Origin of the sequence: Methyloversatilis sp. MC4-4, assembly GCF_049843555.1 — a bacterium.
GTDB classification, from domain to species: Bacteria; Pseudomonadota; Gammaproteobacteria; order Burkholderiales; family Rhodocyclaceae; genus Methyloversatilis; species Methyloversatilis discipulorum_B.
The window spans coordinates 669,877-693,367 of the sequence record NZ_JBBHZK010000002.1 but is presented as its reverse complement, the minus strand read 5'-3'; the positions used below and the strand labels follow the sequence as shown (position 1 = coordinate 693,367).

The following is a 23,491-nucleotide window of genomic DNA, read 5'->3' as shown; positions in this document are numbered from 1 at the left end:
CGCATCGTGGCGACCTACACTTCCAGATTGTCGATCAGGCGCGTCGTCCCGAGCAGGGCGGCGGCCACGATCACCAGACTGGATTCGTGAGCGGCCGGCGATTGTAAGTCGGCTTGTCGTCGCACCGCAATATATTGTGGAGACCAGCCACGGGCCTGGAGAAACGCCATGGCGTCGGTCTCGATCCGCGCGTAGTCACGGTTTCCGGCGCGCAATGCTTCGCGCGCCGCCACCAGGGCCTGATACAGCTGCACCGCCTGCGCCCTTTCGTCCGCCGACAGGTAGCCGTTGCGCGAAGACAGCGCCAGACCGTCGTCGGCACGCAGTGTTTCACCACCGACGATGGCGATCGGCAGCGCCATCTGCTGCACCAGCTGGCGGATCACCATCAGCTGCTGGTAGTCCTTCTTGCCGAACAGGGCCACCTGCGGCTGCACGATGTTGAACAGCTTGGCCACCACGGTCGCCACGCCGGTGAAGAAGCCGGGCCGGAAGGCGCCTTCGAGAATGTCGGCGAGCTCCGGATCGGGCACCACGCGCATCGTCTGCGGCTGCGGGTACAGCTCGCTTTCCGACGGTGCGAACACGTGCGCCACCCCCGCCGCCTGCATGCGCGCGCAGTCGGCGTCCATCGTGCGCGGGTAGCGGTCGAAGTCCTCGTTCGGTCCGAACTGAAGCCGGTTTACGAACACGCTGGCCACCACCACGTCGGCGTGGTCGCGCCCCTGGCGCATTAGCGAGGCGTGGCCCTCGTGCAGATTGCCCATGGTGGGCACGAAGGCGATGCGCGCGCCGCGTGCGCGTTCGGCATCGAGCGCGGCGCGCAGGCCGGCGATGGTCGGGTGGATCTGCATCGGGGAGACTCGCTGGATCAGTAGCAGTGTTCGGGGCCGGGGAAGCTGCGGTCCTTGACCGCGGCGACGTAACGGCTCAACGCGTCATGCACGTCGTCGGCACCCGGCATGAAGTTGCGCACGAAGCGCGGGCGGCGGCCCGGGAACAGACCGAGCACATCGTGCAGCACCAGCACCTGACCGCTGCAGTCGACGCCGGCACCGATCCCTATCGTGATCAGCTGCGTGCTCGTGGTCACTTCGGCGGCAAGGCGGGCCGGCACCATTTCGAGCACCATCATCGTCGCCCCCGCCTGTTCCAGTTCCTTGGCGTCCTGCAGCAGCCGGGCGGCAGCGGCGTCGGTCACACCCTGGGCGCGGTAGCCGCCGAGCTGATGCACCGACTGCGGCGTCAGGCCGAGATGGGCGCACACCGGCACGCCGCGCTCGACCAGGAAGCGCACGGTGTCGGCCATGTGGGCGCCGCCTTCGAGCTTCACCATCTGTGCGCCGGCGGTCATCAGCTGCACCGACGAGCGCATCGCCTGTTCGCGCGTCTCCTGATAGCTGCCGAAGGGCAGGTCGGTGATCAGGAAAGCACGGCCACCGACGTTGGCCAGACCGCGGGCGACGCAGCCGGTGTGATAGGCCATGTCGTTCAGCGTGACCGGCAGCGTCGTGTCGTGGCCCTGCAGCACGTTGCCGAGCGAGTCGCCGACCAGCAGCACTTCGGCGCCGGCGGCATCGCACACGGCGGCGAAGGTCGAGTCGTAACAGGTGAGCATGGCGATCGGCTCGGCGTTCGCACGCATGCGCAGCAGGGTGTTCAGCGTGACCGGGCGGCGCGCCGGGTCGGTGTCGCGCATATAGGTCATGAGGCGTATCCGAAAAATTCGCGGAAGGAGCGCATCTGGCCGAGCCGCTCGACCAGCAGCGCGAAGTCGTCGTCGCTGTCGACCGGGTTCAGTTCCTCGGCGTTGACGATGAACAGCGGGCTGGCGTCGTACTGGTAGAAGAAGCGCGCATAGCGCTCGACCACGCGGGCCAGATAGCTCTCGCTGATGCGCCGTTCGGCGTCGAGGCCACGCCTGCGCACGCGTTCGGCCAGCGTATCGGCGTCGGCCTGCAGGTAGATCACCAGGTCCGGCGCCGGCGCCTGCAACTTCAGCGAGGCGTAGATCTGGCGGTACAGCGCGTATTCGTCGTCGGTCAGGTTCATCGACGCGAACAGCGGGTCCTTGTCGATCAGGAAGTCGGCCACCAGACGGCCGGAGAACAGGTCGTCCTGCATCACCTCGCGCAGCTGTTCCATGCGCTGGAACAGGAAGAACAGCTGGGTCTGCAGCGCGTAGCGCTCCATGTTCTGGTAGAAGCGGCCGAGGAAGGGATTCTCTTCCGGCTTCTCGAACAGCGTCGGCGCCTGCAGGTGGTCGGCCAGCCGCCGGGCCAGCGAGGTCTTGCCCACACCTATGGGCCCTTCGACGACGATGTAGCGTGCCTTGTCCAGCATCGATGGGGAATTCCGGTCGGGGAAGCGGATCGGGAGATCAGCGGAAGATGAAATACACCGCGCCCAGCATACACAGCGCGGCCCACAGATAGTCAAGCTTGAGCGGTTCGTTCATGTAGAACACGGCGAAGGGCACGAATACGCTCAGCGTGATCACCTCCTGCATGATCTTGAGCTGGCCGAGTGACAGTTGCGTGTGGCCGATGCGGTTCGCCGGCACCTGCAGCAGGTACTCGAACAGCGCGATGCCCCAGGAAAACAGGGCGGCGTACCACCACGGCCGGTGGTTCAGGTCGCGCAGGTGGGCGTACCAGGCGAAAGTCATGAACACGTTCGACGCGATCAACAGACCCGCGGCCTGTGTCCATGCAGGCAGCTGCGGCAGCATCACTCGGCCGCGGCCGCGCCGGCCATCGGTTTGCGCCGCGGGCGGCGGCGCTTCTTCGGCGCTTCTTCAGGACGCAGCATCGATTCGCGCGTCGGGCCGTCGGCGGCGGCGAAGTCGGTCCACCAGTCGGCCAGTTCCTGTTCGACCTCACCGCTTCCCGCCCGCAGCAGCAGGAAGTCGTAGGCGGCGCGGAAGCGCGGCAGTTCGAGCAGGCGGTAGGGGCGCTTGCCGGCGCGTTGTTCGAAGCGCGGCTGCAGCAGCCAGATGTCCTTGATGTCGGTGGCGATGCGCCGCGTGATGGCGAGCTTCTCCGCCTGCTGGTCGAGCACTGCGCTCATCGCCTCGAACATCGCCGGGATCGACGGTTCGCCCGCCTGCTTGCGCTTCTCCCAGTCGGCCAGCACCTCGTGCCACAGCAGTGTGGCGAACAGGAAGCCGGGCGAGATCGATTTGCCCTCGCGCACGCGCTCGTCGGTGCGCTCCAGCGACAGCATGACGAAGCGCTCGCCCATCGGCTGTTCGAGAATGACGTCGAGCAGCGGCAACAGGCCGTGGTGCAGGCCGTCCTCGCGCAGCTGGCGCACGCAGCGCACGGCGTGACCGCTGGTCAGCAGCTTCAGCATTTCGTCGAACAGGCGGGCCGGCGGCACGTTCTCCAGCAGGCTGGCCATCGACCGTATCGGCTCGCGCGCGTCGGGGTCGATCACCAGACCGAGCTTGGCCGCCAGGCGCACCGCACGCAGCATGCGCACCGGGTCTTCGCGGTAGCGGCGCGGGGCATCACCGATCATGCGCAGCGTCTTCTGCTTCAGGTCGGCCACGCCGTGATGGAAATCGACAACGGTTTCGGTCGCCGGGTCGTAGTACAGCGCATTGACCGTGAAGTCGCGGCGCGCGGCGTCCTCTTCCATCGTGCCGAACACATTGTCGTGCAGGATGCGGCCATGTTCGTCGGTCACCGCCTCGGAGTCGCCGCGGAAGGTGGTCACCTCGATCACGTCGCGGCCGAACATGACGTGCACGATCTTGAAGCGGCGGCCGATCATGCGCGCGCGGCGGAACACCGCGGTCACCTGTTCCGGCGTGGCGCTGGTGGCGACGTCGAAGTCCTTCGGTTCGATGCCGGCGATCAGGTCGCGCACCGCGCCGCCGACCACATAGGCCTGGTAGCCCTCGGCCTGCAGCGCATCGCATACCTTGCGCGCCGCCGGCAGCAGCTGTTCGCGCGCGATGCCGTGCTGTGCGCGCGGAATATGGACAGGGCCGCTGCTCACGGCCTGCGTACGGGCGTTGTCTTCGGGGCGACGGAATATCCGGCGCAGCAACTTTCGGATCATCAGTAAGGGGACTTTCTGGCGTGACTCGGACCAGGGCGCGGCAGCGCCGGACGCGACATGTTAACGCATGCAGCGTGCGCCGGCCGCCTGTGTTGCACGGCGGGCCGCTGGCGGGCTACCATCCGCGCTCATGTCGCCCGCCCGCCCCCGTTTCCGCCTCGCCCTGATGCTCGCGCTGTTCGCAGTGTGCGCGCAGGCGCTGCTGCCCACGTTGATGCGCTGGCAGCAGTCGGCCGATCCGACCGGCATGGCGCAGATCTGTACCGCTTTCGGTATCGGATCGGCAGCGGCCGCGGAGCAGGGTGACGACGAAGGCGGCAACGCCGGTCATTGCCCCTGGTGCGTCGCGCAGTCCTTGTCGGTGCTGCCGACGCAACCTGCGCATGCCGTCTTTGCGCTGCATGCCGAGCGGCAGGCGCCGCCGCCGGCACTCTCTGCCGCCGTCACCGCCGCCACGCTGCTGGCGCCTTCCCCACGCGCGCCGCCAGCGCTCGCCTGATTCCCTCGCCTTCGTCCGCGTGACGGCCTGACCGCCGTCGCGCGTTCCGTGTCGCCGTCCTGCGCCTGCGCGCGGCGCGACGCACTCCATTCGAAAGTGCCGTCATGTTCCCGTCGTCCCACGCGACCGCGCCTGCGCGCGCGCGTCTCAAACGCATTCCTCTCGCCCTTGCCGCGCTGGCGGCCGCACCGGCTGTTTTCGCCGACAGCGCGCTGCAGTTGCCCGCCGTGCGCGTCGAGGCACGGCGCATCGACGCCGCCACGCTGCCTGGCATCGACGAAGCGCGCGCCGCGCTCGCGCTGACGCCGGGTGGCGCTGCCGTGATCGATTCCGCCAGCTTCCGCGACGCCCGCGTATCCACGTTGCAGGACGCGCTGGGCTACAGCGCCGGCGTATTCGTGCAGCCGCGCTTCGGCTCCGAGGAGTCGCGGCTGTCGATCCGCGGTTCCGGACTGCAGCGCACCTTCCACCTGCGCGGCATCAAGCTGATGCAGGACGGCGTGCCGATCAATCTGGCCGACGGTGGCGGCGATTTCCAGGTTCTGGAGCCGCTGGCCACGCGCTACATCGAAGTGTGGCGCGGCGCCAATGCGTTGCAGTACGGATCGAGCACGCTCGGCGGGGCGATCAATTACGTGTCGCCGACCGGCCACGATGCGCCGGCTCTGACGGTGCGCGCCGAGACCGGCGCCTTCGGCTACCTGCGCAGCCAGCTGGCCGGCGGTTTCGCGGCCGGGCGTGTCGATGGCTACTTCAGCGCGACCAGCTTCGCCCAGGATGGCTTCCGTGATCATGCGCGGCAGGACACGCAGCGTCTGGTCGGCAATCTCGGCGTACTGCTCGCGCCGTCGCTGGAAACGCGCTTCTTCGTGCAGGCAGCGCAGAGCGACTCGGAACTGCCGGGCAACCTGACGCGCCAGCAACTGCGTGACAATCCGCGCCAGGCGGCCGCCGGCAACGTCACCGGCAACCAGAAGCGCGACATCGATCTGTGGCGTGTGTCCAATCGCACCGTCTGGCAGGCGGCCGACGGTCTGCGTTTCGAGCTGTCGGCCTACTACGCCGACAAGGACCTGTTCCACCCGATCTTCCAGGTCCTCGACCAGCGCAGCAAGGACTTCGGCGCCGAACTGCGCATGGTGTCCGACGGTACGCTGGCCGGCCGGCCGAACCGCCTGGTCGCCGGCCTGTCGAGCTCGCGTGGCGACACCGACGACGACCGCTGGGTGAACATCGGTGGCACGCGCGGCGCGCGCACCAACAAGCTCGACACGTCGGCACGCAACCTCGAAGCCTACGTCGAGGATCAGTTCACCTTCGTGCCGGGCTGGACCGCGGTGGTCGGTACGCAGTACACGAACGCGCGCCGGCGCAGCCGCGACCTGTGCTTCACCGGCGGTCCGCTCGTCTGCGGCGGTGCTGACGAGAGCTTCAGCCGTTCCTATGAGGGCTGGAGCCCGAAGTTCGGCATCCGTCACGATCTGTCGCCGGCGGTGCAGCTGTTCGGCAATGTGTCGCGCAGTTTCGAACCGCCGTCCTTCGGCGAACTGACCGGCGGCGCCGCGGTGATCGATTCCTTGCGCGCGCAGCGTGCGACGACCTGGGAAGTCGGAGGACGCGGCAGCTTCGGATGGGGGGCGGTCGATCTGGCGGTCTACCGCGCCAAGGTGACCGACGAACTGCTGGCCTATTCGCTGAACCTCGGTGGCACGCCGGTCAACACCACGCTGAATGTGCCGCGCACGCTGCACCGTGGCATCGAGTTCGCCGCCAACGGCCAGTTCGGCGGCGGCTTCGAGTGGCGTCAGGCATTGCTCTACAACGACTTCCGCTTCGACGGCGATGCGCTGTTCGGCGACAACCGCCTGCCTGGCGTGCCGCGCACGCTGTTCCGCGGCGAGCTGGGCTACCGCTTTGCCGGTGCGCCGGGCGGCCCGCTGAAGATCGCCGCCAGCGCCGAATGGTCGCCGCAGCGCTATGCGGTCGACATGGCGAATACCGAGTTCGCCGACGACTACGCCATCTTCGGCCTGCGCATGCAGCAGCAGCTCGGCCGCCAGCTGTCCTGGTTCATCGAGGGACGCAACCTCGGAGACCGCCGCTACGCCGCCACCACGAATGTGGTGCGAGATTTCAGTGCGCTGGCCGCCGCCGCGCGCAACGTCTACCTGCCGGGGGACGGCCGTGCCGTCTATGCCGGCATCGAATGGAGAATGTAAGCATGAAGATCAGAATCTGCGCACTGGTGCTGCTCGCGGCGCCTCTTGTCGCCAGCGCGCACGTCGTGCTCGAACAGCAGGTTGCAACGGCCGGCAGCTACTACAAGGGCGTGTTCCGCGTCGGCCACGGCTGCGAAGGTTCGGCCACCGTCGCGCTGACGGTGACGCTGCCCGAGCCGATGGCCAGCGTGAAACCGATGGTGAAACCGGGCTGGACGGTCAGCACGCGCAGCGAGAAACTGGCGCAGCCGCTGATGAATCACGGCAAGCCGGTCACCGACGCCGTGGTCGAAGTGAGCTGGCGCGGCGGCCCGCTGGCCGACGCACACTATGACGAGTTCGCGCTGATGATGAAGCTGCCCGACGCAGCGGGACGCCGCTGGTTCAAGGTGACGCAGGTGTGCGAACAGGGTGCGAACGACTGGTCGCAGATTCCCGCCGAGGGGCAGACCACGCGCGATCTGAAGATGCCTGCCGCGGTGCTCGACATCCAGCCTGCCGCCGGTCACGCCCATCATTGATGTGTGGGCAGAAGGGCCGTTGCGCGGCCCTTCGCGTCAGGCCTTGAGCGGGCGCTTCAGTAGCTTGCGCTGCAGCGTCCGGCGATGCATTTTCAGTGCGCGCGCGGTGGCGGAAATGTTGCCGTCGTGTTCCTTCAGCACGCGCTGGATGTGCTCCCACTCCAGGCGTCCGACCGACAGCGGCTCGGCGCCGAGCATGTCATCGGCAGGTGCGCTGACCACGCAGTCGAAGGCCGACAGGATGGCGTCGACCTCGACCGGCTTGGCCAGATACTGGAAGGCGCCCAGCTTGATCGCATCGACCGCGGTGGCGATGCTCGCGTAACCGGTGAGCACGACGATGCGCAGATCGGGGATCGCGTCGATCAGCGGCCTGACCAGGGACAGGCCGGACGTGCCATTCAGGTTCAGGTCGAGCACGACGCGGGCGGGTTTCTGCCGCGCGGCCACGGCAAGCGCAGTGGCGGGGTCGGTACTCCCGTAGGCGTCCAGCCCGCGCCGGCGCAGTGCATTCACCAGCACTGCGTTGAAGGTTTCGTCATCGTCGATGACCAGTATCGATTCAGACATGAAGGCCTATCCGTGCGAGAGGCAGCCGGATCGTCGCCCGCGCGCCACCGGTCCAGGGGTTGTCCAGTTCGAGCGTGCCGCCCATGCGCTCCAGGCTGGCGGTGGTCAGCAACAGGCCGATGCCGCTGCCCTGGGCGGCGTCGCCGAAGGTTTGGCGTCCGGCCTTGCGCATCACGTCGTCGGAGAAGCCCGGTCCGCTGTCGCGCACCTCGATGCGCACTTCCTCGGCATTCCAGTCGAGTGCCAGGTCAACCGGCGCGCCGGCGCGCAGCGCGTTGTCGAGTACGCTGACCACACCCTGGCCCAGCGTGGGCTCGATCACGATGAGCGGCGGCTCGCCGCTGCCGAGCAGCGTGAAGGTGGTGTCGCATTCACCGCGCAGGCTGCGCCATGCGGCGTGCAGGCCTTCCAGCCAGGCGTCGCAGCGCATCGACTCGGCGCCTTCGCTGCGCTGGTCGCCGGCCTGCTCGGTCAGGCGCGTGATGATGCGCTTGCAGTAGGCGATCTGTTCGCGCATCAGTCTCAGGTCGGCCGCTGCGGTCGCGTCCGCCGGCGTGTCGCGCTCCATCTCGCCGACCAGTACGGCCAGCGTGGCCAGCGGTGACCCGAGTTCGTGTGCGGCCCCCGCCGCCAGCGCGCCAAGTGCCAGCACGCGTTCGTCGCGATAGGTCTGTTCGCGTGCGCGCGCCAGTTCCGCGTCACGTCGACGCAGTGCATCGGTCGTGCGCATGACGAACCAGGCGAGCATGGCGGCCGACACGACGAAGGTGAGCCACATGCCGGACAGGTGCAGCGTCGTCGCGCGCCCGGCATCGCCCAGCTCGAGCGGGATGAACTGCACCATCAGCAGCGAGTAGAGCAGGATGGCCAGTGCGGCGATCGCCAGTACCGCGCCGCGCGACAGCAGCAATGCCGACAGCACCACCGGAAGCAGCAGCATGAACACCAGCGGATTGGTGGCGCCGCCGCTGAAATAGAGCAGCGAGGCGAAGGCGAGCAGGTCGATGCACAGCTGCAGCAGACAGCCGGTGGCGTCCGGTGCACCGGCGTTGCGGTGCAACTGCCAGTGCATGAGACCGTTCCACAGGCCCACCGCGGCGAGAATGGCCAGCATCGGCTGTTGCGGCAGCGGCAGGTCGAGCAGTCCGGGGGCGATGGCCAGCAGCAACAGCAGCGCGCCCAGCGCCCACCAGCGCGCCCTGATCAACCCCGGAAGCAGCCGGTCGTGCGGCCGCGCCGGCGTTTGCGCGGGCAGCGGTGCAGATGGCAAGGCAGTGCTGTGCGGGGGCATGCGTTCAGTCTATGGATTCGCTGCGGGTGCTTCAATCGATCTGCGTGCGCGTGCCGCCCGCGCTGACGGCGCCTGGTGCACACTCACCGCTTTCGACACGCCACGCTCCTGGACCGCACACAGCATGAAGCCCGCCCTGATTCGACAGTCGTTGCCGCATGTGCTGATTGTGGCGCTGCTGATCGGCATCGTGATCGTCGGCAGCCGGCGCGACCTCACGGAGGACGCCGTGCCGCGCATGCTCGCGTCGCCGCCCTGCCGGCTGGATAGCGGTCCCTGCCGCGTGGCGCTCGACCGAGGAGGCTGGCTGGAGCTGACGGTGACGCCGCGCCCGGTTCCGGCCGGTACGCCTTTCGTCGCGTCGCTGGCGCTGAGCGATGTGGATCTCCGCCAGGTCGAGCTCGAGTTCGAGGGTGCCGACATGAATATGGGGCTGTTCAGGCAGGTGCTGGCGCCACGGCCGACCGGCGGCTTCGAGGCGAGCGTCACCCTGCCGATCTGCGCCACCGGCGCGATGCGCTGGCGCACCCGCCTGGTGGTGCGTACAGCTGGCGAGACGCTGATCGCGCCCTTCGACCTCACCACCGGCGAGCCGTCGCGCGCCGGTGGTTGACGGGGCGCCTGCTCAGCATCCGCTGCGACGGCGGAAGGCAAGGCCGAGCAGCCCGAGACCGGACAGCAGCAGCGCATAGGTTTCGGGTTCGGGCACGGCGGCGACCGCCAGCGTGGCCGTCATGCCGTAGGTCGGACGCGTCGCGTCCAGTTGCGAAACGTAGTTCACGCCGCCGACTAAGATGCTGTAGTCGCCGGCACCCAGTTCGAAGCTGCCGGTCACGAAGCCGTCGAGATCGCTGTCGGCGGCATAGCCGCGGAAGATGAACACCGACAGCGGGTCGCCGGCATCATTGCCGATCTTCCAGTCGTTCAATGCGCGGAATGCGCCTTCCTTCGGAGCGCCATCGAGCGACGCGAGGTAGTCCACGGACGCTGCGGCGCCGTCGTGGTCAGCTCCGAACGGTGCGAGGTGAGCCAGGCCTTCGTAGATCGAGAAGCCGGGCAGCAGTCCGCCGACCGAGGTGGCGGTCGCGCCCGCGTTCGCGGCGACGCTGAAGGTGACGGTAGTGGTCGTGCTCAGCGAGAAGCGGAAGGCGCGCAGCCGGTGCGAGTCGCCGAAGTCGGCGTCGAGGCCGTCGGCCCAGCCGTAATTGCCGGACACGGTCTGATGGGCGATGGTGACAATGCCACCGGCGGCATCGAAACCGCCGAAATCACGACCTCCGTAGCCGATATGCGCTTCGGCGGCGAGCGGCAATGCAAAGGTGAGCGCGAGGGCGAGGGTCAGGGATTGCGGGCGGACCATGTCATGTCTCCTTTTTGTAATGAGCGCGGATGCGACTCGGTGGCGCGCATTAGAGCGAACCCGACACGCCGGCGGAATGCGGCAAATCGTCGCGCCAGCGTCCGCTGCGACTAGAAGTTCAGGTTGAGCGCCACATTCAGCGATCGCGCCCGACCGGGAACCGACATGCCCCAGGGGATGCCAGCGGTGGTCATCGAATTGCCCTGGCCGAAATAGGCGCCGCCCAGCGGCAGCAGGTAGAACCTGTTCAGCGCGTTCTCCAGCGCGAGGTCGAGGCGGCCGTTCTTCCACGCGAAGCTGCTGCGCAGGTTGAGCAGCGTATAGCCCGGGGTCTGCACCTCGTTCCTGACACGCGACACCTCGTCCTTGGCTGAAATCGAATGCACTTCGAGGGTGTTCGTCCACTGCTGCGAACGATGTTCCAGCGCGATCTTCGCGTGCAGCGGCATGATGTGATAGAGCTTGTCGCCGCTGCTGAGATTGCGGCCGTCTACGTAGCTCGCCATGCCGTTCAGATAGAGCTTGCCGATATCCGCATGCTGTGCGATCAGTGTCGAACCGGACACGTCGATGCCCTGCAGCATCGCCCGCTGATTCACGTACTGCAGGATGACGTAGCGATCGTCGGCGCTGCTGTTCAGAGTGTTGCACTGGGCGCTGAGCGCACGCGGGCAGCGCCGTGCGTCGATGTAGTCGTCGACATAGGTGGCGTGGCCGGAAAGCTTGAAGTCCCAGCGCTCCTTGCCCTCGTCGTGCCAGTGCGCGCTCGCACTTGCGGTGTAGGCCACTTCGGGCTTCAGGTCGGGGTTGCCGAGGTAGGCGTTGCCGTCGCCGACGAAGTTGTTCATCAGGGCGGCCATCGGAAAGGTCGACCACGGGTAGCGCTCGTACAGGCTGGGCGAGCGCGTCTTCCGCGCGATGCCGGCCTCGTAGTTCTGCTGCGCATCGGGCGTGTAACGTACGAGCGCGGTCAGGTCGAGATGGGTGTCGTTCCTGCTGCGGTCGCGCCGGTTGAAGCGGGCAGCGTCGGCCGCGTAGAAATTGCTGTAGCCCTGTACGGTGTCGGCGTCCGCATGCACCAGACCGCCGCGGATGCCCAGCAGGCTGAGCCAGGCCGCGTTCCAGCTGGTCTCCAGTTCGGAGAACAGACCGATGCGGTCGCGCTTGCCGTTACGGATGTTCTGGAAATCGTCGCAGCACATCGCGCCCGGTGCGGTGCCGATGGGCGGCCACCAGTCGTCAAGTCGATACTGCTGGAAGTCGGTACCGACGCGCAGCAGATGTTCTTGGCTCACCGGAATGCTGGCCTTCAGCAGGCCACCCAGCGTACTTGCGTCCGACTTCATCGGCATGAACATGCCGAAGAAGCGGTCTTGGTTCAGATCCATGTGGTGAGCCACGGTCTGCCGGAACAGGCGCGCTTCGAGTTCGCCCCAGGCGTGCTGTCCGAGGTGGCGCAGGTTGATGGTCCGGTTCACGTTCGACGGTGTGTTTTCCGCAATGACGTAGTTGCCCGGATTGGCTGGATCCGGCCGGCTGAAGATCATGTCCATGCGCTGGTTCGGGAAGCCCTGGTAGTCGAGCTTCTGTTCACTGAAGGTCAGGTGAAGGAGGCTGGTCGACGACCACGCGAGGCCCAGGCCGACCTCCCTGTTCTTCGATCCGGCATAGCCGCTCGATGCGACCTCGCGCTCCGCGACCGGGCGCTGACCGAGCTGTTTCCAGAAGCCGTCCCGCTTGAAATCTCCCGCCGTCCGGTAGTTGTCGGATTCGCTGGCGGATTCGCTGTAGCGCAGGCTCAGGCGGCTGCTGGCGATCGACAGGTCCACGCTGTGGCCGCGAGCGTTGCCGTTGCTGCGGAAGAAGGTGCCGACCTTTGCCTCAGTCAGCGCTTCGTTGTCGGACGCGGCGAATTTCGGCCGTGCGGACCTGATCTGTATCGCGCCGCCGATGCTGTCGCCGCCTTCGCTGACCGGCGTGATGCCGGCGTAGACGGCCACCGTCTCTACCTTGCTCGGGTCGATCAGCGACAGGGCCGGATTCATGTGATTGGGGCAGGCGGACATCAGGTCCATGCCATCGACGGTGATCTTCAGGCGCTCGTCGGCCAGCCCGCGGATCGACGGCAGGCTGGAGATGCCACCCGCGCCATAGGTCGATACGCCCGGAATGCCCTCCAGCAGCCGCGCCGTGTCGCTGCGGGTCGCGCGCAGCGCATCGAGCGTGGAGGAGGGCAGCGTCGTCACGCCGATCGGACTTTCGTCGCGCGCGCCTTCGACCCGGATGGGGGCAAGCGGGGTCGGCGCCGACACGGCTTCGGACTGAGCGAAGGCGCCGATCGGAAGCAGCGCCGGGCAGGAACCCAACAGCAGGATCGCGAGGCGCGAATGCGGTCGCGGACGGGCAGAAGTCATGTGCGGGAGAAATGGCAGAAAGGCGGCGAGATGGGGCCTCGCCGCCTTCCGGGTGGCCGGAGTGTCGGTCGACGACCTCGTCAGATCGCCCGGCGGCGACGCGCGACGGCGCCGATCAGGGTCAGGCCGGCCAGCATCAGGCCCCAGGTTTCGGGCTCCGGCACCGCCGCGGTGATGGTCTGCGACAGCGGGTATCCGCTCATCGTGCCCTCGGCGCCGTATCCAGCCACGCTGGTGCCGGTCATGCACACGGCGCCCATCATGCCGCCGGCTGCGCAGTCGGCGTAGGCCAGCTTGTTGATCTGCGTCTGAGTCAGTGCAGCGAGCGGATCATCGGGAATGAAGATGAGTGCGTAGGCATTGCCCGGATTGGTGCGGGTGGCGGGAAAACCGTAGTGGACGCCGCCGGCCGCGATACCCGACGCAGGCGACCAGCCGTTGCCACCGGCGCCGGTCCAGAAGGTGTTGGTGTTGGCGTTCCTGAACGCGGCGGCGAAGGTGCCGCCGAGCGCCGCGTCGTACCACGACACCAGCTGATGATCGAGCGACAGCCAGGTCATTCCGCCGCCCATCATGCCGGTCATCGATTCGCTCAACTGACCGTGCAGATTCGTGACCGTGCGCGTCGCGGCGTCGTAGTCGAAGCTGCCGGTGAAAATGGTGTTGTTCGGCTGCGTGTCGGGTTCGTACCACGTGGTGACTACGTCGTAGCTGCTTGCGGCGTGGGCGACGGTCATGCCGGCCGACAGCGCGAGCGCGACGCCGAAATTCAGAAAGCGGTTCATGCATCTCGTCCTCGTAGATGCCTGCAGTCGAGGCGAATGCAGGCGGATTTCAGGCGACGAGGGTCGCTCAGGCATCGCAACGCGGACCTCGTGAGGTCACGCGCGTCGCCTCAACTACGCAACGTCCGGGACGGGATTGTGCTGCATCGAAACCGCGGAATTTCAGGGTGCGACACTATGCCGCAGCGCGCTCGTCGAAGCGGGAGGGTGATGACTTTTGCATGAGATCGCGCGTGGAGACGTACGGCGGAATGCTTACGAAATTCGCAGCTGCGGCTGTCGTTAGTCTTCTGGGGTGGGGGCGCGAAGAGCGCTCAGCGCAGGCCTTCGAGCAGCTCGGCGACGCGTTCGAATTCGCTCGACTTGTCGAGGAAGTGATGAGCGCCCAGCGCCAGACTGCGCGCGCGCATGGCCGCGGTATTGCTGTTGGTCAGCACGATGGCGAGCAGATCCGGATGGTTCAGCTTCAGGTGCTGCAAGACGCCGAAACCGCTGCCCTCGCGCAACTGCAGGTCGACCACCACCGCATCGAAGCGGCCGACACGCAAGGCAGTCAGCGCGTCGGCTTCGGTATCGACCTCGCCACAGACGACGATGCCCTCGCTGTCCTCGAGCAATGACACCAGATGCTTTCGGATCAGCAGCGAGTCCTCGACCAGCAGCACGCGCAGCGGGCGCGAACGGGCGAGCGGAGGAGTGGCGGGCGACGGATGCGGTTGCACGGCTCTGTGCGCTTCGTAGTCGGTGGGGCGATAGGGATTGGATTGCGCGCCAAGTATCTCACCACCTTGCGGCGCCGGATGTAGGTGCGAGCCGACAGACGTACTCATTCGATCAAACCATTCTTCAGCGCGTAGTAGGTCAGTTCCGCATTGCTCTTCAGGTTCAGCTTGGTGAGCAGACGGCTGCGGTAGGTGCTGACGCTCTTCACGCTGATGAACAGTTCGTCGGCAATTTCGGTGACCGACTTGCCGGTCGCCAGCTTGTGCAGCACCTGGAACTCGCGTTCCGACAACTGCTGGTGCGCCGGGGCGTCTGCGTCGCCGCTCAGGCGCTGCGTCAGCAGGTCGGCAACGGTGTCGCTCACGTAGCGGCGACCGCGCAGTACGGTGCGGATGGCGGTCAGGATGTCGTCCACGTCGGCATCCTTGCGGATGTAGCCGTTGGCACCGGCGCGCAGCATGTTCAGCGCGTACTGTTCCTCGGCGTAGGCACTGATGATGAGCACCGGCAGATCGGCCCGGTGCGTGCGCAGCAGGCGCAGCGTGTCCATGCCGTCGCGGTCGGGCATCGAAATGTCGAGCAGCAGCACGTCGAAGTCCTGCTGGCGCAGCAGGGTAAGCGTTTCGGCACTGGTCGACGCTTCAGCGCCGACTTCGAGGTCGGCTTCGGCATTGATCAGCTGGCGCAGGCCGTTGCGCACGATCTGGTGGTCGTCAGCGAGCAGTACGCGTTTCTTTTGCATGATGGCGTGGTCGTCGTGGAAGCTGAGCGGATTATCCGCCTCAGCGCTTGAACAGTCCCACCACGAAGGAGGCGATTGTCAGCGCGAGGAATACGAAGAACAGGATCTTGGCGATGCCGGCCGCGCTTGCGGCGAGGCCGCCGAAGCCGAACAATGCCGCGATCAGCGCAACGATGAAGAAGATAAGGGCATAGTGAAGCATGACAGCCTCCTTGATGAACAGGAACAGGGCCGGCACGGACGGCGTTGCCAGCGTGCGTGATCGAATCCTAGGCGGGACGCCCGATACGGGCTGTCGTCCGCGCCATGGCGGGGGCGTCGGACATGTCTGACGCGGAACGCTCGGCGAAGGCGGCGGCGCGGCATCGCGCCATCGTCGAAGGGTTGTCGCGTGCGGCGCGCAAGGCCGGGTCGGCGACCGACGGCGCGGAACGCCTGACCGACAGCGTGCTGATGCGGCTGGCTCGCTTCCGCTGGGGGGCGCTGCTGGTGGTGCTGATCGGCGTGGCTTTCGCCGCGGTGTCCGAGACCACCTTCCAGGGCATGCAGCGCGAACGCGAGGAAATCGACGCTTCGCGCCTGTCGCTGGCGGCGCTGAACAATCTGGTCTACGACAATGCGCAGGGGGTGGCCACCGAGGCACGCTACACCGAGGAGCCGTCGCCCGATCATCTGGCGCAGCATCTGGCTACGGTGCAGCGTCTCGCCGAGGCGGGCACCCATGTGCTCGGCTGGGCAGCCCGTCGGGGCATAGACGAGGAGCGCGTCGCCGTCGTCAAGCGCCTGACCGCAGCGGAATCCGAGGAGCTGAAACGGCTGCGGGCGCTGCCGCAGGATGCGAGCCCGGTCGAGGTGATGGACGCCTTCCTGCCGCCGGTGGTCGACCAGAACGAACTGCGCGAAGCACTCGAACCGCTGGTGCGCACCGAGCGCGCCTATCTGGAGGAGCAGATGACGCTGCTGGGCGAGGAAATCGAACGCCAGCGTGCGGCGGCCATCGTCGTCATCGCCATTGGCGTGCTGATGCTCATCCTGCTGTTGCGTGCCTATGCGATGCGCAGCCAGGCCGAAGCGCAGATCGCCGACCGCCTGCGCGCGGCGCGCGACGAGCTCGACGCGCTGGTGCGGGTGCGCACCGAAGAGCTGTCGGAGCTGGCCAGCCACCTGCAGACCGAGGCCGAGCGGCAGAAGTCCGCGCTGGCGCGCGAACTGCACGACGAACTGGGATCCATCCTGACCGCCAGCCGGATGGAGGCGTCGATGCTGCTGCGCCGGGCGCGCAAGCAGGACAGTCCGGACGTCGAGTCGCTGTCGCGCGTCTGCGACATCCTGGAGCAGGGCGTGCAGATCAAGCGGCGCGTGATCGAAGGTCTGGTGCCGACCGTGCTGACCCATCTGGGCCTGTTGCCTGCGCTCGAGTCGCTGGCCGAAGAGACGCGCGCTTCAGCGCCGTTCACGGTCGACCTGGAACTGCCGGATGCACTGGAGCTGGATCGGGACAGGGCGATCGCGATCTACCGTGTCGCGCAGGAAGCGCTGACGAACATCAGGAAGCACGCGCAGGCGACCGAAGTGCGCATCGCGTTGACGGTCGATGGGCCGACCGTCCGGCTCGAAATCCGCGACAACGGTGTCGGCATCGCCGCCACGGCGCGCGGCAAGACCGGTTCGCACGGCCTGCTCGGCATGAAATATCGCGCCGATGCGCTGGGCGGCCGCTTTGCCATCGGTCCGGCACCGGAGCGTGGCACCTTGCTGGAATTCGCGCTGCCGTTGGCGTGAAATTGACGCACCCGGCCGGGTGCGTCAGGCGAGAACCATGTTGTCGCGGTGTATCAGTTCGGGTTCGTCGACGTAACCGAGCAAAGCCTCGATGTCGGCCGACGGGCGACGCGCGATGCGCCGGGTTTCCGACGCCGAGTAATTGATCAGGCCGCGCGCCAGTTCGCGCCCGGTGCTGTCGCGGCAGGCGACGACCGCGCCGCGTTCGAACTGCCCCTGCACCTCGGTCACGCCGATCGGCAGCAGGCTGCGACCTTCGCCGAGCGCCTTCACGGCCCCTTCGTCCAGTATCAGCGTGCCGGCGAGCTGCAGGTGATCGGCCAGCCACTGCTTGCGCGCAGCCAGCGGCGTGTTGCCCGCCTTCAGGAAGGAGCCGAGCGCTTCGCCGCGCACCAGACGCAGCAGCACGTCCGGCTCGCGGCCGCTGGCGATCACCGTGTCGGCACCGCTGCGCGCGGCGCGGCGGGCGGCACGCACCTTGGTGATCATGCCGCCGCGCGAAATGCCGGTACCGGCGCCGCCGGCCATCGACTCGAAGCGCGGGTCGTCGGCTTCGCCTTCGCTGATCAGCGTGGCGGACGGATCCTTGCGCGGGTCGGCGGTGTAGAGGCCGTTCTGATCGGTCAGGATGACCAGGCAGTCCGCTTCGGTCAGGTTGGCGACCAGCGCGCCCAGCGTGTCGTTGTCGCCGAACTTTATTTCTTCGTAGACGACGGTGTCGTTCTCGTTGATCACCGGCACCACGCCGAGCTCCATCAGCGTGGACAGGGTGGAGCGGGCATTCAGGTAGCGGGTGCGATCGGCGAGGTCTTCGTGCGTCAGCAGGATCTGCGCGCTGGCCAGCCCGTACTGCGAGAAGGCGCCTTCGTAGGCCTGGGCCAGACCCATCTGGCCGACGGCGGCAGCGGCCTGCAGTTCGTGCATCGCGCTGGGGCGGGTGCTCCAGCCCAGACGCTGCATGCCGGCCGCGATGGCGCCCGACGATACCAGCAGCACTTCGCGCCCTTCGGCGCGCAGTGCGGCGATCTGGCGCGCCCATTCCTGCAGTGCGCCGAGGTCCAGCCCAGCGCCGTTATTGGTGACCAGCGCGCTGCCGACCTTGACGATCAGCCGCTTCGCATTCTCAAGGCGCGTTCTCATCGTCCGCTCCATCGCCCGGTTCGCTGGCGTCCAGATTGCGCACGTCCGGCTCCGGTTCGGGCGGCGGACGGGTCGCTTCCACGTGATCCATGATGGCGTAGCACAGCGCATCGCAGCCCTGACGTGTCATCGCCGAAATGCTGAACGCACGTTCGGCGCCGAAGGCCTCGACGAAATCACGCACGCGCTGTTCGCGCTCTTCTTCGGGAATCAGGTCGATCTTGTTCAGCACCAGCCAGCGCGGTTTCTGGTATAGGGATTCATCGTAGCGGCGGAGCTCCTCGACGATGGCGCGTGCGTCGTGCAGCGGATCCGCTTCCGGATCGAAGGGGGCCAGATCGACCAGATGCAGCAACAGGCGGGTGCGCTGCAGATGGCGCAGGAACTGGTGGCCGAGGCCGGCGCCTTCGGCAGCACCTTCGATCAGACCCGGAATGTCGGCGATGACGAAGCTGCGCGAGTCGTCGACACGTACGACGCCGAGATTCGGCGCCAGCGTGGTGAAGGGATAGTCGGCGACCTTGGGGCGCGCCGCCGAAACGGCGCGGATGAAGGTGGACTTGCCGGCATTTGGCATGCCGAGCAGACCGACGTCGGCCAGCACCTTCAGTTCGAGCTTCAGTTCGCGTCGCTCGCCGGCTTCGCCCGGCGTGGTCTGGCGCGGCGCGCGGTTGGTACTCGACTTGAAATGCAGGTTGCCCAGACCGCCGCGGCCGCCTCTGGCGATCATCGCCCGGGCGCCGTCGTGGTCGAGGTCGGCGATCACTTCGCCGGTTGCCAGATCGGTGATCGTGGTGCCGACCGGCATGCGCAACTCGCGGTCGTCGCCGCCCTTGCCATAGCAGTCGGCGCCGCGACCGTTCTCGCCGCTTGCGGCGCGGAACATGCGCGTGTAGCGGAAATCGATCAGCGTATTCAGGTTGCGGTCGGCGACCGCCCAGATGCTGCCGCCGCGGCCGCCGTCACCACCGTCCGGACCGCCGAACGGAATGAATTTTTCGCGGCGGAACGAGGCCGAGCCATTGCCGCCATCGCCGGCGATGACCTCTATCTTCGCTTCGTCAAAGAATTTCATTTCGCTTCACGCGTGCCTGGAGTGACTGGGATATCGAATTCTTGCTTGGTGCCGCCGCATGCGCAGGCGGCAGAAACAAAAAGCCCTGCCTCGCGGGCAGGGCTTCGGTTCAGGCGAGCCGGAATCAGGCTGCAGCCGGAACGATGGTGACCACGCGACGGCGGTTTGCACCCTTGACGACGAACTGCACGACGCCGTCAATCTTGGCGAACAGCGTGTGGTCCTTGCCCATGCCGACGTTGTCGCCGGGGTGGAACTCGGTGCCGCGCTGACGCACGATGATGCTGCCTGCCGAAATCAGCTGACCGCCATAGCTCTTGACGCCAAGGCGTTTCGATTCTGAGTCGCGGCCGTTACGCGTACTGCCGCCGCCTTTTTTGTGTGCCATTTGATGCTCTCCTGGATACGCTCAGCCCTGCTCAGCGCATTTTTCAACATTCTCAGCCGTTGATGGCTTCGATGCGCAGTTCGGTGTAGTTCTGACGATGACCTTGATGCTTCTGGTAGTGCTTGCGACGGCGCATCTTGAAAATCGTCACTTTCTTGTGGCGCCCTTGAGTGAGCACCGTTGCACGAACGCTGGCACCGGCAACCAGGGGCGCACCGATCTTGACCGATTCGCCCTCACCGACCATCAGAATCTGGTCGATCACGATTTCCGAGCCCACATCCGCAGGTATCTGTTCTACCTTGATTTTTTCGCCAGCGGCAACGCGATACTGCTTGCCACCGGTTTTTATGACCGCGTACATGTGTAACCCCAGTAAGGTTTAAGGGAATCCACAACTATATCCGAGACGCTGGCTTTTTGTCAAAGGCTGCGAAACATCAACGGCTTGACGGGTTTTCGCGCGCTGCTACCATCCGCGTTTTTCCGCGTCCGGCAGCACTTCCTTGTCTTCAATGAACCGTCTTTACAGCCTGATTGCGGACGACATGCGCGCGCTGGATGGCGTCATCCGCGAGCGCCTGCACTCGGACGTCGTGCTGGTGCGCCAGGTGGCCGAGTACATCATCGGTGCCGGCGGCAAGCGGCTGCGTCCTGCGCTGGTGCTGCTCACCTCGGGCGCCTGCGGCTATTCGGGGACGCATCGTACCGAACTGGCCGCCGTGGTCGAGTTCATCCATACCGCGACGCTGCTGCACGACGACGTGGTGGATGAATCGGAGCTGCGCCGTGGCGCCAAGACCGCCAACGCGCTGTTCGGCAACGCGGCCTCGGTGCTGGTCGGTGACTTCCTCTACTCGCGCGCCTTCCAGATGATGGTGTCGGTCGGCAGCATGCGCGTGCAGGCCGTGCTGGCCGAGGCGACCAACATCATCGCCGAGGGCGAGGTGCTGCAGTTGCTGAACTGCCACGATGCCGACGTCGACGAAGACCGCTATCTGCAGGTCATCCGCTACAAGACCGCCAAGCTGTTCGAGGCGGCCAGCCGCCTCGGCGCCATGCTGGCCGGCGTCGATGCCGACGTCGAGGAGCGTTTCGCACGGTTCGGCATGCACCTGGGCACCGCCTTCCAGCTGGTCGATGACATCCTCGATTACTCGGGCGACGAAGGATCGATCGGCAAGAACCTCGGTGACGACCTGGCCGAGGGCAAGCCCACGCTGCCGCTGATCCACGTGATGAAGAACGGGACGCCGGATCAGGTTGCCGTCGTCCGGCATGCCATCGAGGAGGGCGGGCGCGACGACTGGGCCGACGTGCTGAAGGCGGTGGTGGACAGTGGCGCGCTCGAGATCGCCCGCGTTCGCGCGAAGGAGGAAGCAGAACTGGCGCGCGCGGAACTGGCCGGACTGCAGGCGAATGAATATCTGCAGAGCCTGCTCGATCTGGCAACGTTTGCAGTCGAGAGAAAGTTCTAGTAAAGTGCGCGCCTCGTTGCTTACGGCAACGGGCACGACGAGCTGCCTCGGTAGTTTGCTGTGAGGTTCGGGGAATAGCTCAGCCTGGTAGAGCACTGCGTTCGGGACGCAGGGGCCGGAGGTTCGAATCCTCTTTCCCCGACCAAGAATCCCGCGAAAAAGCCACCCTCCGGGGTGGCTTTTTTGTTTTCCGGACCTGCGTCCGGGGCATGCCTTCTGTGGCGTACGCCGGCGTGCCACCATCCGGCGAAACGCGCTCACGCAAAACATCTCCTCGAGCAGGAAGGGCCGCTCGGTCCGGCTTCCTGCAATTCTCCGCGGTCGGGCCTCGGGCCCTATGCACGTTGGCAGCTTTCCCTTCGTCGGACGCGTTTCGGGTGTAAGGCTCCGCCACACTCGACCCAGGTCGAAAAACCGTCCTGTTCGATGTAGCCTTGGCGACCCGGAACGAAACAGCCCAGCTCACTGCAATGCCGCATCCCTACACCGATCTGCCGGACACCGCCTTCTGGTCGCGCACCGCTGGCGTTGCCGGGTTCGACATGACGCAGGTTCCGGCCGGGAACGACGACCTCGTGATCCACACGACGGACAGGATCGTGTCGGCGGGAAGTTGCTTTGCGCAACATCTGGCTCGCCTCCTGCCGACGCAGGGCTTCAGCTATCTGGTGACTGAAACCGGGCCGGCAGACCGCCAGTTCGGCGTCTACCCGGCGCGTTTTGGCAACATCTATACCGTGCGGCAACTGCTTCAGCTGTTCGAGCGCGCGTACGGATTGTTCGAGCCTCGCGAGCTGGCCTGGCGCTGGGGCGATGCGTTCGTTGACCCGTTCCGGCCCAATGTCGAGCCGAATGGCTTTGCCACGCTCGATGATCTGCTCGCGGACCGTGTATCGCACCTGGCGGCCGTACGCCGGATGTTCGAGCAGTGCGACGTATTCGTGTTCACGCTGGGGATGACCGAAGCATGGGTATCCGATTTCGATGGCGCCGTGTTTCCGCTGGCGCCCGGCGTGCACGGCGGGCCGGAAGGGGAGTCGGACTGCCGCTTCCACAATTTTTCGGTGCCAGAGATGGTGGATGACCTGCGGCACCTAATCAGCAATCTGCGCCTGCTGAATCCATCGGTGAAGCTGGTCCTGAGTGTGTCGCCGGTGTCCATCGCGGCCACCTACGAACCGCGTCATGTGCTGGTATCCAACAGCTACACCAAGGCGGCACTGCGCGTGGTGGCGGACATGATGACGCGAGAGGACGATCTGACTACCTACTTTCCCTCCTATGAGTGCGTTGCCGGCCATCACACGATGGGGCGCTACTTTCAGGCAGACATGCGCCACGTGACTCCCGAGGGGGTGCGCGACGTGGTCGATTACTTCACGCGGCTTTACCTGGCACAGGGCCCGGCCACCGAGACGCCGGCGCACGCATCGCCGGCCGCGCAGACCACCCGGTCGGAGCGTGACCAGTGGTACGAAGTGTGGTGTGACGAAGAGCAGCTGACCGCACCATGAGATTCGGCATCGTCGGTAATTGCCAGTCGCGCGGCCTGCTCGACTGTCTCGAAGCGCTTGCGCCCGATCATCTGTTCGATGCGATACAGGTCGAGCAGCTGGAGGACGGTGACGAGTCGACGCTGGCGGCCGTGATGGCTTTGGCGAACGAGGTGGATGTGCTGTTCGCGCACCTGCCGGAGTATGCGGTTGCCAGCGCGGGGCCTCAGCAGGCCTTGCGGAACGCCTTGTCGCGGGCGCGTCCGCGTTCGGTGATCGCCATTCCGACCGTGGTGTTCGGCGGGTTTCATCCGGACAGCTGCGTGCTCCGCTGCAACGGCACCTATGTGCAGACTGTCGCCGCCCACTATCACTCGGCCATTATCGCCGCTGCCTACCTCTGCAAGCTGCCCGCAACGCGCGTGCCTGCGCTGTTCAATCGCTTCGTCTACGCCGGTCTTGGTTATGTGAGCGACTTTGCGCACCACCGACAGGCCCTACTGGACAGTTTCTCGAATCTGGGGTTCGACGCCCGCTACATTTTTGCTGCCCGCCGCACCTTCATGCACTGCCCGAACCACCCGGCCGTGTCCGTCCTGTTCGAACTGGCAAAGCAGATGCTGGCCCGGGTGAACGTCGAACCTCTGGCTGTGCCTCCGCCGGAGGACTGGCTGCTGAAGTACTCCTTGCTGTGGCCGGTCTACCCTGGGTTGCCCGGATCCACGTTTGGCGAGTGTGACGAAGTGAGGCCTGCCGAAGCCCTGCGGCTGACCCATGGCGAGCGGATGATTTCCTGGGGGGAGCTGATTGAAAGCAGCTACGCGTGCTACACCGAGAATCGCCTGGAAAGTGCCGACTGGTTCTCCCCGGCCATCGAGCGGGCGGCACGATTCTTGAGTGAGCACGTTCGCCCATGAACCATGCCCAGGCGCTGACCGATTGC

General features: G+C 66.3%; 25 protein-coding genes and 1 tRNA gene. 9 read left to right on the top strand and 17 right to left on the bottom strand.

The window, feature by feature from the left end; genetic code table 11:
- Positions 1-14 precede the first annotated feature (14 nt).
- From panC to pcnB, 5 genes are read right to left on the bottom strand one after another with little or no spacing between them, the layout of a single operon-like run.
- The gene (panC, locus tag WDZ97_RS10050) at positions 15-854 is read right to left on the bottom strand and encodes a pantoate--beta-alanine ligase (protein WP_425762658.1); all 840 of its coding nucleotides are present in this window, start codon (positions 852-854) and stop codon (positions 15-17) included.
- 17 nt (positions 855-871) lie between these two features.
- Entirely contained in the window at positions 872-1,708 is an 837-nt protein-coding gene (panB, locus tag WDZ97_RS10045) for a 3-methyl-2-oxobutanoate hydroxymethyltransferase (protein ID WP_296809708.1), read from the bottom strand.
- Positions 1,705-2,343, bottom strand: a complete 639-nt coding sequence (locus WDZ97_RS10040) for a deoxynucleoside kinase (RefSeq protein WP_019919244.1) — start codon at positions 2,341-2,343, stop codon at positions 1,705-1,707. The genes panB and WDZ97_RS10040 overlap by 4 nt, the downstream gene beginning before the upstream one ends.
- A gap of 37 nt (positions 2,344-2,380) precedes the next feature.
- Complete coding sequence (locus WDZ97_RS10035; protein WP_304003753.1) at positions 2,381-2,731, bottom strand: DMT family protein; 351 nt, start codon at positions 2,729-2,731, stop codon at positions 2,381-2,383.
- Positions 2,731-4,068 carry a polynucleotide adenylyltransferase PcnB gene (gene pcnB / locus WDZ97_RS10030; RefSeq protein WP_425762657.1) on the bottom strand — a complete coding sequence of 446 codons (1,338 nt, stop codon included), beginning with the start codon at positions 4,066-4,068 and terminating at the stop codon, positions 2,731-2,733. The genes WDZ97_RS10035 and pcnB overlap by 1 nt, the downstream gene beginning before the upstream one ends.
- 130 nt (positions 4,069-4,198) lie before the next feature.
- On the opposite strand from pcnB, the gene WDZ97_RS10025 reads away from it, so the two are divergent.
- The 3 genes from WDZ97_RS10025 to WDZ97_RS10015 all read left to right on the top strand — a co-directional run bounded on the left by WDZ97_RS10025 (position 4,199) and on the right by WDZ97_RS10015 (position 7,307).
- Positions 4,199-4,567 (top strand): DUF2946 family protein, encoded by a 369-nt coding sequence (locus tag WDZ97_RS10025; protein ID WP_425762656.1) that lies wholly within the window; start codon positions 4,199-4,201, stop codon positions 4,565-4,567.
- 104 nt (positions 4,568-4,671) lie between these two features.
- Positions 4,672-6,786, top strand: coding sequence for a TonB-dependent receptor family protein (locus WDZ97_RS10020; RefSeq protein ID WP_425762655.1), 2,115 nt, complete (start codon positions 4,672-4,674; stop codon positions 6,784-6,786).
- Positions 6,787-6,788: 2 nt separating this feature from the next.
- Positions 6,789-7,307, top strand: a complete 519-nt coding sequence (locus WDZ97_RS10015; protein ID WP_425762654.1) for a YcnI family protein — start codon at positions 6,789-6,791, stop codon at positions 7,305-7,307.
- 36 nt (positions 7,308-7,343) lie between these two features.
- Here WDZ97_RS10015 and WDZ97_RS10010 read toward each other — a convergent pair whose 3' ends face one another.
- Together WDZ97_RS10010 and WDZ97_RS10005 are read right to left on the bottom strand one after the other, a co-directional pair.
- Positions 7,344-7,877, bottom strand: a complete 534-nt coding sequence (locus WDZ97_RS10010; protein WP_425762653.1) for a response regulator transcription factor — start codon at positions 7,875-7,877, stop codon at positions 7,344-7,346.
- Positions 7,870-9,147, bottom strand: coding sequence for a sensor histidine kinase (locus WDZ97_RS10005; RefSeq protein ID WP_425762652.1), 1,278 nt, complete (start codon positions 9,145-9,147; stop codon positions 7,870-7,872). Before WDZ97_RS10005 ends, WDZ97_RS10010 begins: the two co-directional genes overlap by 8 nt.
- A 145-nt stretch (positions 9,148-9,292) precedes the next feature.
- Here WDZ97_RS10005 and WDZ97_RS10000 point away from each other — a divergent pair, with 145 nt between their 5' ends.
- Positions 9,293-9,781 carry a hypothetical protein gene (locus tag WDZ97_RS10000; protein WP_341930978.1) on the top strand — a complete coding sequence of 163 codons (489 nt, stop codon included), beginning with the start codon at positions 9,293-9,295 and terminating at the stop codon, positions 9,779-9,781.
- Positions 9,782-9,793: 12 nt separating this feature from the next.
- Here WDZ97_RS10000 and WDZ97_RS09995 read toward each other — a convergent pair whose 3' ends face one another.
- The 6 genes from WDZ97_RS09995 to WDZ97_RS09970 all read right to left on the bottom strand — a co-directional run bounded on the left by WDZ97_RS09995 (position 9,794) and on the right by WDZ97_RS09970 (position 15,394).
- A complete protein-coding gene (locus WDZ97_RS09995) occupies positions 9,794-10,528 on the bottom strand; it encodes an FxDxF family PEP-CTERM protein (protein ID WP_425762651.1) in 735 nt (244 codons plus the stop codon).
- Between the two features lie 110 nt (positions 10,529-10,638).
- Positions 10,639-12,942: a TonB-dependent receptor gene (locus WDZ97_RS09990; RefSeq protein WP_425762650.1), complete on the bottom strand. Its 2,304-nt coding sequence runs from the start codon at positions 12,940-12,942 to the stop codon at positions 10,639-10,641.
- Positions 12,943-13,022: 80 nt separating this feature from the next.
- Entirely contained in the window at positions 13,023-13,727 is a 705-nt protein-coding gene (locus WDZ97_RS09985; RefSeq protein WP_425762649.1) for a PEPxxWA-CTERM sorting domain-containing protein, read from the bottom strand.
- Positions 13,728-14,041: 314 nt separating this feature from the next.
- Complete coding sequence (locus tag WDZ97_RS09980) at positions 14,042-14,557, bottom strand: response regulator (protein WP_304003742.1); 516 nt, start codon at positions 14,555-14,557, stop codon at positions 14,042-14,044.
- A complete protein-coding gene (locus tag WDZ97_RS09975; protein WP_019919231.1) occupies positions 14,554-15,192 on the bottom strand; it encodes a response regulator in 639 nt (212 codons plus the stop codon). Before WDZ97_RS09975 ends, WDZ97_RS09980 begins: the two co-directional genes overlap by 4 nt.
- A gap of 40 nt (positions 15,193-15,232) precedes the next feature.
- Entirely contained in the window at positions 15,233-15,394 is a 162-nt protein-coding gene (locus WDZ97_RS09970; RefSeq protein WP_024300587.1) for a DUF1328 domain-containing protein, read from the bottom strand.
- 122 nt (positions 15,395-15,516) lie between these two features.
- Here WDZ97_RS09970 and WDZ97_RS09965 point away from each other — a divergent pair, with 122 nt between their 5' ends.
- Complete coding sequence (locus WDZ97_RS09965) at positions 15,517-16,974, top strand: sensor histidine kinase (protein ID WP_425762648.1); 1,458 nt, start codon at positions 15,517-15,519, stop codon at positions 16,972-16,974.
- 24 nt (positions 16,975-16,998) lie between these two features.
- Here WDZ97_RS09965 and proB read toward each other — a convergent pair whose 3' ends face one another.
- The 4 genes from proB to rplU form a co-directional block, all read right to left on the bottom strand.
- Positions 16,999-18,114 (bottom strand): glutamate 5-kinase, encoded by a 1,116-nt coding sequence (gene proB / locus WDZ97_RS09960; protein WP_304003740.1) that lies wholly within the window; start codon positions 18,112-18,114, stop codon positions 16,999-17,001.
- The gene (cgtA, locus tag WDZ97_RS09955; RefSeq protein ID WP_304003739.1) at positions 18,098-19,189 is read right to left on the bottom strand and encodes an Obg family GTPase CgtA; all 1,092 of its coding nucleotides are present in this window, start codon (positions 19,187-19,189) and stop codon (positions 18,098-18,100) included. The genes proB and cgtA overlap by 17 nt, the downstream gene beginning before the upstream one ends.
- Positions 19,190-19,313: 124 nt before the next feature.
- Positions 19,314-19,577 carry a 50S ribosomal protein L27 gene (gene rpmA, locus WDZ97_RS09950; RefSeq protein ID WP_008057943.1) on the bottom strand — a complete coding sequence of 88 codons (264 nt, stop codon included), beginning with the start codon at positions 19,575-19,577 and terminating at the stop codon, positions 19,314-19,316.
- A gap of 52 nt (positions 19,578-19,629) precedes the next feature.
- Positions 19,630-19,941, bottom strand: a complete 312-nt coding sequence (rplU, locus tag WDZ97_RS09945; RefSeq protein WP_019919226.1) for a 50S ribosomal protein L21 — start codon at positions 19,939-19,941, stop codon at positions 19,630-19,632.
- A gap of 151 nt (positions 19,942-20,092) precedes the next feature.
- Here rplU and WDZ97_RS09940 point away from each other — a divergent pair, with 151 nt between their 5' ends.
- From WDZ97_RS09940 to WDZ97_RS09925, 4 genes are all read left to right on the top strand, one after another.
- Complete coding sequence (locus tag WDZ97_RS09940; RefSeq protein ID WP_425762647.1) at positions 20,093-21,055, top strand: polyprenyl synthetase family protein; 963 nt, start codon at positions 20,093-20,095, stop codon at positions 21,053-21,055.
- Positions 21,056-21,123: 68 nt separating this feature from the next.
- A tRNA-Pro gene (locus WDZ97_RS09935) sits at positions 21,124-21,200 on the top strand.
- 325 nt (positions 21,201-21,525) lie between these two features.
- Complete coding sequence (locus WDZ97_RS09930; protein WP_425762646.1) at positions 21,526-22,569, top strand: GSCFA domain-containing protein; 1,044 nt, start codon at positions 21,526-21,528, stop codon at positions 22,567-22,569.
- Positions 22,566-23,465 carry a WcbI family polysaccharide biosynthesis putative acetyltransferase gene (locus WDZ97_RS09925; RefSeq protein ID WP_425762645.1) on the top strand — a complete coding sequence of 300 codons (900 nt, stop codon included), beginning with the start codon at positions 22,566-22,568 and terminating at the stop codon, positions 23,463-23,465. Before WDZ97_RS09930 ends, WDZ97_RS09925 begins: the two co-directional genes overlap by 4 nt.
- The last annotated feature ends 26 nt before the right edge of the window (positions 23,466-23,491 follow it).